This is a genomic window from uncultured Methanobrevibacter sp. (assembly GCF_900314615.1).
Classification (GTDB): domain Archaea; phylum Methanobacteriota; class Methanobacteria; order Methanobacteriales; family Methanobacteriaceae; genus Methanocatella.
The window spans coordinates 50947-62550 of sequence record NZ_OMWA01000021.1 but is presented as its reverse complement, the minus strand read 5'-3'; the positions used below and the strand labels follow the sequence as shown (position 1 = coordinate 62550).

The window sequence follows — 11604 nt, the reverse complement described above, 5'->3', positions numbered from 1 at the left end:
AACGAACTAACTAAAAAAAATACTAACCTAAATAACAAAAATAACGAACTAACTAAAAAAAATACTAACCTAAATAACAAAAATAACGAACTAACTAAATCAGACACAGAATTAAAAAGTAAAATAGAAAAATATATAGAAAAAGAAAATAAAAATAAAGCCACAATACATGCTTTAACTGAAGAAAAAAAAGAATTAAATGAAAAAAATGAAATATTAACAAAAGAAATTGACCAATTAAAAAAAATAATAAATGAAATGAAGACTTCAAATAGTTGGAAACTTACAGAACCCTTTAGAAAATTAAGGTCAAGATAATGGTGTCCAGCAAAATTGATTTTAGATTTTTAGTCAAAAAAGCAAAAAGCAACTTTAGAAGATGCATAAATTAAAAAAAAATAACTAATGAACACAAAGTTAACTCTGAAAGAATAAATTATATTAAACATCGGAAAATAATAAAAAAATGAAAAATACCCCTTGAAGCATCTCAAAAAGCAAAAAAACATATAGACAATGAGTAAATTGTTAAATAAAATATTCAAAAAAAATAGTATAATGAAAAACCAAATTTAAATAAATACATTATATGAAAACTAAATTATTAAATAATAGTACTAACTAAAATTTATTTATATAAATTATACAGTACGTGATTATGTTATGAATTTCATTAAAGAAAATGACCTTTTTTTATTAAGTGAACTGGTTAAAAAAAATTTTTTATCAAAATATAAAGATTCAGTTTTAGGAGTAATATGGACAATTTTAAACCCATTATTACTAACAATTTTATTTACAATCATTTTTTCTACATTATTTGGAAAGAATATTGTGAACTTTCCAGTATACTTTTTATCAGGACGATGTATTTTTGAGTTTTTTAATAGTGGAATTTCCATAGCAATGAGGTCAATTAAAGGAAATAAAAACATATTGCAAAAAACTGCCGCGCCAAAGTATGTTTTTGTTCTTGGAGGTATTTTTTCGGAATATATTACATTCATAATTTATTTAATTTTATTGCTTGCAGTAATGGTTGTTACACATGCACAATTTCATATAACAATACCTCTTGCAATCATACCCATATTTTCATTAACACTTATGATAATCGGTTTAGGATTAATTTTATCAATTACCTGTGTTTATTACACAGACATAATTCATTTATGGACAGTATTCTCAATGATGTTATTATATGCATCAGCAATATTCTATCCCATGAGCATCATTCCCGAACCCTTTCATCAATATATGATTTTAAATCCATTATTTTGGATTATAGATCAATTTAGATGTTTTGTTTATATGGGAACAATTCCAAATACATTAAACATGATAAATTCATTATTATTATCAACAATCATATTAATATTAGGTGTGATTATTTTTAAAAAATATGAGAAGAAAGTTGCAATGAGGTTTTAAGATGGAAAGAAATAACAAAAAAATAAATACAAATTTAAAAAAAAATAAATCTTTGCAACATCATGAACAAGAAAAATTAAAAGTTGAATTAATAGAAAAACATAATATTTCATCACATGAAACAGATAAATCAAATAAAAAGATTATGCATAAAAAACAAGACCAAAAAATGAAAAAGAAAAATGTAGATAATATTTTAGAAAATATTCTCCCAGATTATAATAAACACATCTCTATTGAAGTAAATCATGTTGACTTAACTTTTGAAGTTTCAAGTGAAAAAGTAGATACAATCAAAGAGTCTTTTATTCGTACAATTCAAAGAAAAAATCCCGGAAAATTAAAAATACATGCTTTAAAAGACATTTCTTTTAAAATTTATAAAGGGGAAAAAGTAGGGATAATCGGATTTAACGGTGCTGGAAAGTCTACATTATTAAGTCTCATTACTGGAATTTATCCCCCAGATAAAGGATTTGTTAAAACAAACGGAAATATTTCACCATTACTTTCATTAGGAGCAGGTTTTGATTATAATGGTACAGGAAGGCAAAATATTTTTTTGAATGGTGCAGTTTTAGGCTATGATAAAAAATTTTTAGAAAGTAAAGAAAATGAAATTATAGAATTTTCTGAATTAGGAGAGTTCATTGATATTCCAATTAAAAACTATTCATCAGGTATGCTTGCAAAGTTAGGGTTTTCAATTGCTACTGCTGTAAATCCAGACATATTAATTATTGACGAAGTATTAGGAGTTGGTGATGTAAATTTCTTTAAAAAAAGTAGGGATAAAATCAAATCATTAATGGACGGAGGGACAACAGTACTTTTAGTATCCCATTCAATACCTCAAATTAGAGATTTATGTGATAAAGCAATTTGGATTAATGAGGGAAGTCTTAAAGAAATAGGGGATGTCAATACAATTTGTGATCATTACCTAAAAGATGCTGAAAAAGCAAGTAATGAACAATTGGCAAATATCGAGTTTAGATAAACTTTAATCCATAAATTTTAACAAATAAAAATTTTAAGAATAACTATTAAATTCAAAAAATTACAAAAGAATGAAAGAAATAGTTAAAATAAAATGTTTGAACAAATAATCCTTTAAACAAAATTATGAGCAAACATATTCAAGAATATTTTCAATTGAAACTTAAAAATGTGGTGTTTTAATGAAGCGTTTCGGTATTTTTTTATGCTTTGATGTTGATGGAATTATCGATGATTATATCTATTACATGTTAGATGATATCTGCCAGAATTTAGAAGAGCTAATCATCGTTTCTAACGGATATCTTAATGAAGAAAGCATGTCTCGATTAAAAAAGTATACAGAACATGATATTGTCATTAGAGACAATGTCGGTTTTGATGCAGGCGCATGGCGGGATGTGATACTGAATGTTGGTTTTATAAAACTAACAAAATTTGATGAAATTATACTTTTTAACGATTCATTTTTTGGACCAATTTACCCGTTTAAAGAAATGTTTGATAAAATGGACGGGGAAGACGTAGATTACTGGGGAATAACCAATCATGGAGAAGCACCTAATTCCCGAGACCTGTGCCCTTACGGATATAGACCAAGATACCTTCAGACATATTTTTTAGCATTTAGAAAGAAACTTGTCAAATCCGTGGAATTTCAGGAATATTGGGCTAATCTTCCAGATTATGAAACTTTCGAGGACTTGGCTTTCAAGCACGGTGCTGTGTTTACAAAGTATTTCGAGGATTTAGGTTACAAATGGAAATCATATGTTGAATCCGGAGATCTGGAAGGACCAAGAGAAAAGGCTATGAGTTTTCATACTTATGACATGTACAATATGGTCACTAACAGAGGACTGCCTGTTTTAAAAAGAAAGGCATTCAAATTGCCTAGAGACATTCATTTAAGATACAATATGGCGTCAGATATTTCCAATACCATTAAATACATAGAAGAAAATACCGATTATGATACTTCACTGATTTATAAGTATTTCCTAAGAACAATGGAGCCTAGCCAACTGGCGGATATTCTCAATTTAGTTAAAATCATCCCTAAAAATCAGCCTTTCCAATACAGCACAGACAAAAAGGTTTTATTGGTTGTTCATTTATATTATGATGATTTATGGGAGTATGCTTTCAATTATCTGAAAAATGTTCCGAAATACATTGACATACTCATAACAACAGATTCCCTAAACAAGAAAAAGTTCTTTGAAGATAATATTTCGAAAAATTTAGAAAACCACAGTAAAGTCTTAAAAATCGAATCACAGGGAAGAGACATGGCTGCGCTACTGGTTGGAGCCCATGATATAGTTAAAGACTATGACTATTTCTGCTTTATGCATGATAAAAAATCCCAGGGAAAGGAATTCATTACAGTTGGTGCAACTTTCAGAGACATTTTATGGGAAAATAACCTTGCAAGTCCGGGATATATCAATGGAATCGTCAGAGAATTTGATAATAACCCATCTTTAGGACTGATAGTGCCCCCAAGAGTTTATCATGGCACATATTTCCATTCATATGTTAACAACTACTGGACATTATGCTATGATGAAGTCCTCAATCTTTTAGATAAAATGAATATTGATTCAAAAATTTCAAGAAATGCTCCTCCATTGGCAATAGGAAACTGTTTTTGGGCAAAATATGATGCATTAAAACCGCTTTTTGAATTAAATTGGGATTATGATGATTTTCCGCAAGAACCTATGCCTGCTGACGGCACGGTCAGCCATGCGCTTGAAAGAATTCACGGATATGTAGCTGCAAGTGAAGGATATTACACTGAATTTGTTATGACCGATGAATATGCCAGATCAGAATACTTTAACAAATCCTATATGTTTTCAAGTACTATTAAAAATTTCATAGCACACGGCAGCGGATTTTTCACATACAGACACGGATTTTTCGGATTTGTGGATTCAATCAAAAATAACTTCAGAAAAAGAATTGGAAAATGACATTACGATTTAAATAATTGAAACATTATAAAAATTTAAATGAAATTAAAACATATAATTTCTTGTAGGTCAACAGCATGAATTTTAAACGATTATATGAAGATGAAACAATTGAAAATAAATTAAAAAATATTGATTTTGGGAAATATGATTTCCTGGAATTGACTGAAGAAGACAATTCCTATCAAACTTACTATTTTTTATCACATTTAAGACATAATTTATTTAACTGGTACCCCTTTAAAAAAGATGCAAATTTACTGGAAATCGGTTCAAGTTACGGGCAGTTAACTGAATTATTTACAAAAAAAGTTAATCGAGTCGTCTGTATTGAAGATGAGCTCATCAAAGGAGAAATAATTTCTAAAAGAGCTCCTGATGCAGAGATAATCATTTCAGAGTTTAATGATATTAGTATTGATGAAAAATTTGATTATATAATTTTATGCAATATATTTGAATATGCAAAATCTTTTCTGGATTCTAAAAATCCTTATGAAGATTACTTGATTTACTTAAAGAATTTTTTAAAGGAAGATGGAGTAATTTTAATAGCTATGAGCAATCGTTTAGGATTGAATTATTTTGCGGGATTTAAAGAAGAACATTCCAACCTATATTTTGCAGGAATAAACGGTTATAATAATGTGAATTATGTTGAGACTTTTTCAAAAACAGAACTTGAAAATATAATAATTTCATCCGGATTTGACAATTATAAATTTTTCTATCCTTATCCGAATCATGAATTTCCACTAGTTATCCATACTGATAAATTTGTGAATGAAATTCCTTTTGAAAGAAGACTGGATTATTTCGACTACAGGTCTGATTTTTTTAGAGAAGATGTTTTAAATCAGGGCTTGGCTAAAGAAGGAATGGCAGCATATTTTGCCAACTCATTTTTAGTGGAAATTAGAAATTGCAAAAATGGATTTCAAAGTGATGATATAGATTTTGTAAAGCTGAATGCTGACAGGCTTGAAGATTTCAGAACAATAACAACCATCAAATCTGACGGATTCGTATACAAAGCCCCATTTTCAATCAGATCATATAAGCATATCATTAATATGTATTCGGAAAGCAAATTCAAACTGGGAAAAATAAGATATTTAGACTGTAACTTAGACGGCAATGCAATTAAATATGAAATTTTGAATGAAAAATCTTTGGAAGATTATGTTTTGGAAGCCATCCTCAATGAGGATAAAGATGAATTTTTCAGATTGCTTGAAGATTATTACAATGCACTGTTTTATAATTCATTTGAATCACAGGAATATGCTGATGATAAATTTTTGGAAGTATTTGAAAAAGAATCCAAGGTAATGTTCCATTGCCACAATAAATCAAATCTCGATTTGATTTTCAGCAACATTTTTGTAATTGATGAAGAATTTGTTGCTATTGACTATGAATGGATATTTGATTTTCAAATTCCACTTGAATACATCTTTTATAGATGTTTACTGCATTACACGCTCACAAACAATGTCTTTAAAGAGTTCATAAGCATCGAAGAAATTTTCAATTATTTCAATCTGGATTCATCAAACTTTAATCTATTTAGAGAATGGGATCATAATTTCATGAAATATGTATTCAGTTATCTTCCTAAACCTCAGCGAAGCATTGTAAATATAAACGAGGATAATGAGGATGATGAAGAACTGGAGGATTATGTTGACTTATATTTAAAATATGATGATGTTGATGAAGATAAAATAGAACAAATAAAAAATGATATGGTTTTAAATCAAAGAAAAATTATTTTAAATAAGATTGACCAAATTGATAACCTGCATATCCAAATCAACAATAAAAACAGACAGATTAACAACCTGAATAATAGAATTAATACTTTAAATCAGCAAATCAATATTAAAAATCGTGAACTCGAAGCAAAAACTAAAAAAATTAATGAATTTGAAAATTCAAACTCATGGAAAATAACAAAGCCTATTAGAAAAGTTAATCACGCCCTGAATAAGAAACGAGGAGACTGACAATGAAGCGTCTTGGAATCTTTTACTGCTTTGACGTTAATGGAATCATTGACGATTACATATATTATATGCTTGAAGACATTTGTGAAAATCTGAATGAACTGTTTATTGTAACAAATGGCCCGCTCACACAGGAAAGCATCTATAAATTAAGCAAATACAGCGATAATGAAATCTATTTTAGAGATGACCTCGGTTTTGATGCAGGCGCCTGGAGAGAAGTGATGTCAGATATCGGATTTAGAAATCTTTCAGAGTTTGATGAAGTGATTCTATTTAATGATGCATTTTTCGGTCCGATATATCCATTTAAGGAAATATTTGATAAAATGGACGATAAAGACGTGGACTTTTGGGGCATAACTGCTCATGGAGAAGCACCGAATTCCGATAATTTATGTCCTTACGGTTATAGGCCAAGGCATCTTCAGACTTACTTTTTGGCATTCCGGCAGAATCTCCTCAAATCAACTGAATTCAAAAAATATTGGATTAACCTCCCAAATTATGAAACTCCCGCTGATTTGGCATTCAAACACGAAGCTGTATTAACCAAGCATTTCGAGGATTTGGGTTTTAGCTGGAAGGCATATGTTGAAACGGAAGATTTAGAAGAGAGCAAAGAAAAAGCTATGAATCTTTATGCATATGACATGTATAATTTGGTAGCCAACCGGAATTTGCCAGTGCTGAAACGGAAAACATTCAAATTACCTAGAGAGATTCATTTAAGATACAATATGGCATCAGACTTGTCAGATACCCTAACCTACTTAAAAGAAAATTCCAACTATGACATTTCTTTAATCTATAAGTATCTGCTTAGGATAATGGATCCAAGTCATGTGGCAGATGTCCTTAATTTAGTCAAAATAATTCCTAAAGAACAGTATGCCCAATACAGCAGCGAAAAAAAGGTTCTCATAATTGTTCACTTGTATTACGATGACATCTGGGAATATGCTTTCAACTATTTAAAAAATGTTCCACAGTACATAGACATCCTCATAACCACAGATACCTGTGAAAAGAAGGAATTTTTTGAACAAAACATTGCATACAATCTTAAAAATAATGTGAATGTCATTAAAATAGAACCTCACGGAAGAGACATGGCCGCATTACTGGTGGGAGCCAGTGATATCGTCAGGGATTATGATTATTTCTGTTTCATGCATGATAAAAAATCCTCTGCAAAAGAATATGTTACAGTAGGTGCAACATTTAGAGACATCTTATGGGAAAATAACCTTGCAAGTCAAAGTTATATTGATGAAATAATCCGGGAATTTGACAATAATCCTAGTTTAGGAATTATTGTCCCTCCAAGAATTTATCATGGAACATATTTCAATGATTATATAACCGACTATTGGAGTGCAAATTTCAAAGAAGCTAGAGAAGTTCTCGATCAAATGGGAATCGTTACACCAATAACTAAAAAATTCCCTCCAGTATCTATCGGCAATTGTTTCTGGGCGAGATATGATGCATTAAAACCTCTTTTTGATTTGCATTGGGATTATGAAGACTTTCCAAAAGAGCCTATGCCAGGTAACGGCACTGTCAGCCATGCGCTTGAAAGAATTTACGGATACGTAGCTGCAAGTGAAGGATATTACACAGAATTTGTTATGACCGACGAATATGCGAGGTCTGAACTTTTCAATAACTCCTATATGTTTGAAGTCATAACCAATAACATAAAACCTGTTACTTCAAAATATTTTGTATACAGCAGAGGATTTTTCGGATTCGTTAACTCATTAAGAAACGGTTTTGCAAAAATCAGACAATCCTTAAAGTAAATACTATTCGCTTAACATTAATTCATATATTTCAATATATTCCTGAGCCATTGCGTTAGTGTCCTTTAAAGAGATTTTGGAAACATTGTCAACCATTTCCATATATTTTTCATTTTTAATAATGTCTTCCAAAAGGCTGAAAATTGTTTTAGGATTGTCCCTGTCGATAATCCATCCGCCATTATTTTTTATTATCCTATCTTCTATCACACCAATATTTGTTCCGATAGCAGGGATTCCACAGCTCCATGCTTCAGTAAGCGTGTGGCAGAATGTTTCAGGCCATATTGAAAAAATTCCTATAAATGAAGGTTTTATTTCAGCTACCTTTTTATAAAAATCGTCCCGTTCATATGTGCCGTGTGCAATTCCATATTCCCCAATATCGTCAAAACAATTGCCTAAAAAATGAAATTCAATTAGGTTATCCTTATCTACACGTTTCATCTCTTTAATCAGATGAGACCCTTTCATAGCATTTAAGTTATTTGCCGGGCACAATATTTTTACAGGTTTTTTAAAGGAAGGAATTTCAAAATAATTTTTATCCAACTTAGGAAAATCACGGCCATGTTCTATAACCCTGAAATTTTCAGAATTGATTATTGATCTGTCACTATAAATGTCTAAAAATAGCTTTTTAACGATTTTGGAAGTTGTTACGAAATAATCTACATAAGAAAACATTTTCAATACATTTTTTCTCCATTGCAAGATAATTTCTTTTGAATTTATATTCTCCAATGAATTCATAGGACAGTAACAGTTTTCACGATTATCGCTGCATTTTCCAGCACAATATTGCTGGTTTTCATCCAATAATACATAAAACGGACAAATAAAATAAAAGTCATGCATAGATAACATGACAGGTATGCCCAACTTTTTTGCCACTTGTGGCAAATCAAAAGTATGATTGATTAAATGCCTAATATGTACCATATCTATATCAAATCTTGTAAGGATATCAAAATAAATGAATGCAAACCAGCTGTTGTGAAACTCCTCGGCATTCCAGATATGCAAAACAACATCTGAATCATTGACGGGAACATTGATATTTAAATGTCTGGGATATCTCCTGATAAATTTCAGTTCATTTTCATAATATCTGTATATTTTTAAATCATTGTATTCTGCAGTCAGCAAATAAATCTCATAATCCTTTTGAACATTTCTCATCAAATCCTTATTTGTTAGAAATGTCCCTCCGGTAACTCCGGAATGCAGCACATATAAAATTCTTTTCATAGTCATTTCCTTAATATTTTTTTAACAATATTCTTAATGAATCTTTTCAAATTCCTAGGAGGTTTAACCTTTTTAAACTTGATAACAGCATCAACATCTTTATTTAATATATGGTCGTATAAAATGGTATTTTCTTTGCTAACATGAGGAGTCAAACCCAATGAATTTAATCTTTTAGTAAAATCATACACCGCAGGGAAAATTTTAATAATTTCCTCATCAGACAAGTTTGATTTAAAAAATTGGGACATATAAAAATCAAGAATTCCTTCACCTCTTATCTTATAAAAATCATCATCATAACTGTTATATAAATTGAACATATATTCTTCTGATGTAAAACCTTCAATAAGATATTTATAAGAGATATTTTTAGTATATGACTTTAAATTCAAATAATGATAACAAACCAACGTATCCCATAAATAATATATTCCTTTGGCATTAAACAGCACCTTGGATACAAATACTGCATCTTCTCCCAAAATTGTCGGAAACAGTATGTTATTGTCAATCAGCAGGTCCCTTTTGAACAATCTGGTCCAGATTGAAGGAGGAGGAAATGCAATTGACCGCTTATTTTCCCATAGACTTTCAAAATACCCATGTTTTTCATTGGGATAAACAATTTTTGTCGGCTTATCAATATCAATGCTTGCATAGGTACCGTAAACAAAATCACAATCATTTTCTGTTATTGTGCGATATAACTTTTCCAAAGCGTCAATTTCAAATAAATCATCATGGTCTAGGAAAATCACATAATCTGATGATGATTCCAAAAGACCAATGTTACGGGGAGTTCCAGGAGATCCTGTCCCTTCTTTAATATGGATTGATGTGAATCCTTCATATTTATCACAATACTGGCGGATAACCTCACAGGTATTGTCGTTTGAATTATCATCCACCATCAACACTTCAATATTTTCAATTCCGAAACTCTGATTTTCAATTGACATTAATGTCCGATGAATGAATCTTTCATTATTATAAATTGGAATTACAACACTGATTTTGAATTTTTTCAATAGAGCAGATTTATATTCCAGATATTCATCGCTTCCCTTTAAAAATTCGTTTTTTCCATTATATATAACATAATCTGTTGTTTTTAATTTGTAATCACAGAGAAAATCCAAATAAAAATTATTATCTAGGACAGTACTGAAAATTATTTTATATTCCCAATTCAGATTTTCACTGAAATCCTTTTTCAAATCTGAAAATCCCATAAATCCGTACTTAATATTTTCATAGAATTTCTGGCGAATATTCAATGGAGATTTCCTAAACCATTCAAGCAGCATTGAAAATGTGTGATTGATGACATCCCCTTTATAAACATCATACATCGAATGATTTGCAAATACTTCCAGAACTTCATTTGCAGCTTTGACAATGTCAAATTTGCTTTCATCAAATGTTTGAGTTACAGATTCCTCATGGCGACGTCTATAATAGAGCTGCTTTTTTAAAAAACCCGCTTTTTTGCAGTGAAAATAAGCATTATAAAAAAACGCATTATCCTCAAAATACATTCCCTCGGGAAATCTTAAATTATTTGACTCAATGAATCGGCGATTGTAGAATTTGGAAACCGGCCCCACAGGAATTTCAAATAAAAACTTTTGAGTGGTATTGTGATTAAAAACACTACGTTCATTTATTCCGTTGTTTTCAAAGCTTTTGATATTGTACAAATCTGTTGAAACGAAATTATCTGATGACTGCATATAATTGACCATCTGAAAAAATACCATATCCAAATCATCTGATTTGGCCTTTTTATACAATAATTCCAATGAATCTGATTCAATCCAATCATCAGCATCAACAAATGATATATACTCTCCTATAGCTTCATTCAAAGCAGAATTACGGGCGCAACCCTGACCTCTATTTTCGGTTGTTATAATTTTGAACCGGTTATCTTTTGAGGAATATTTTTTCAATATTGAAGAGGTATTGTCACTAGACCCGTCATTTATGCATATTATTTCAATGTTTTCAAGGGTTTGGTTTGAAATGGAATCCAAACATTGATTTAAATACTTCTCCCCATTGTATACCGGGACGATAACCGAAACATCAACCATGAAATTCACTCATACTGAAATATAA

Annotated in this window: 7 protein-coding genes and 1 pseudogene; 6 read left to right on the top strand and 2 right to left on the bottom strand. The window is 30.2% G+C overall.

What is annotated here, in order from left to right:
* The 6 genes and pseudogenes from QZN33_RS07985 to QZN33_RS07960 form a co-directional block, all read left to right on the top strand.
* Positions 1–318, top strand: a pseudogene (locus QZN33_RS07985) (hypothetical protein); the annotation flags it as partial.
* 345 nt (positions 319–663) lie between these two features.
* Positions 664–1431: an ABC transporter permease gene (locus QZN33_RS07980; RefSeq protein ID WP_296790761.1), complete on the top strand. Its 768-nt coding sequence runs from the start codon at positions 664–666 to the stop codon at positions 1429–1431.
* 1 nt (position 1432) lies between these two features.
* Complete coding sequence (locus tag QZN33_RS07975) at positions 1433–2431, top strand: ABC transporter ATP-binding protein (protein WP_296790759.1); 999 nt, start codon at positions 1433–1435, stop codon at positions 2429–2431.
* A gap of 181 nt (positions 2432–2612) precedes the next feature.
* Positions 2613–4412, top strand: coding sequence for a rhamnan synthesis F family protein (locus tag QZN33_RS07970; protein ID WP_296790757.1), 1800 nt, complete (start codon positions 2613–2615; stop codon positions 4410–4412).
* 77 nt (positions 4413–4489) lie between these two features.
* Positions 4490–6421 (top strand): methyltransferase domain-containing protein, encoded by a 1932-nt coding sequence (locus QZN33_RS07965; protein WP_296790755.1) that lies wholly within the window; start codon positions 4490–4492, stop codon positions 6419–6421.
* A 2-nt stretch (positions 6422–6423) separates the two neighbouring features.
* On the top strand, positions 6424–8229 hold the full coding sequence (locus tag QZN33_RS07960; RefSeq protein WP_296790753.1) for a rhamnan synthesis F family protein: 1806 nt from the start codon (positions 6424–6426) through the stop codon (positions 8227–8229).
* A 3-nt stretch (positions 8230–8232) separates the two neighbouring features.
* On the opposite strand, the gene QZN33_RS07955 is transcribed toward QZN33_RS07960, so the two are convergent.
* Positions 8233–9480, bottom strand: a complete 1248-nt coding sequence (locus QZN33_RS07955) for a glycosyltransferase (protein ID WP_296790751.1) — start codon at positions 9478–9480, stop codon at positions 8233–8235.
* 2 nt (positions 9481–9482) lie between these two features.
* Positions 9483–11579 (bottom strand): glycosyltransferase family 2 protein, encoded by a 2097-nt coding sequence (locus QZN33_RS07950; RefSeq protein WP_296790749.1) that lies wholly within the window; start codon positions 11577–11579, stop codon positions 9483–9485.
* Positions 11580–11604 lie beyond the last annotated feature (25 nt).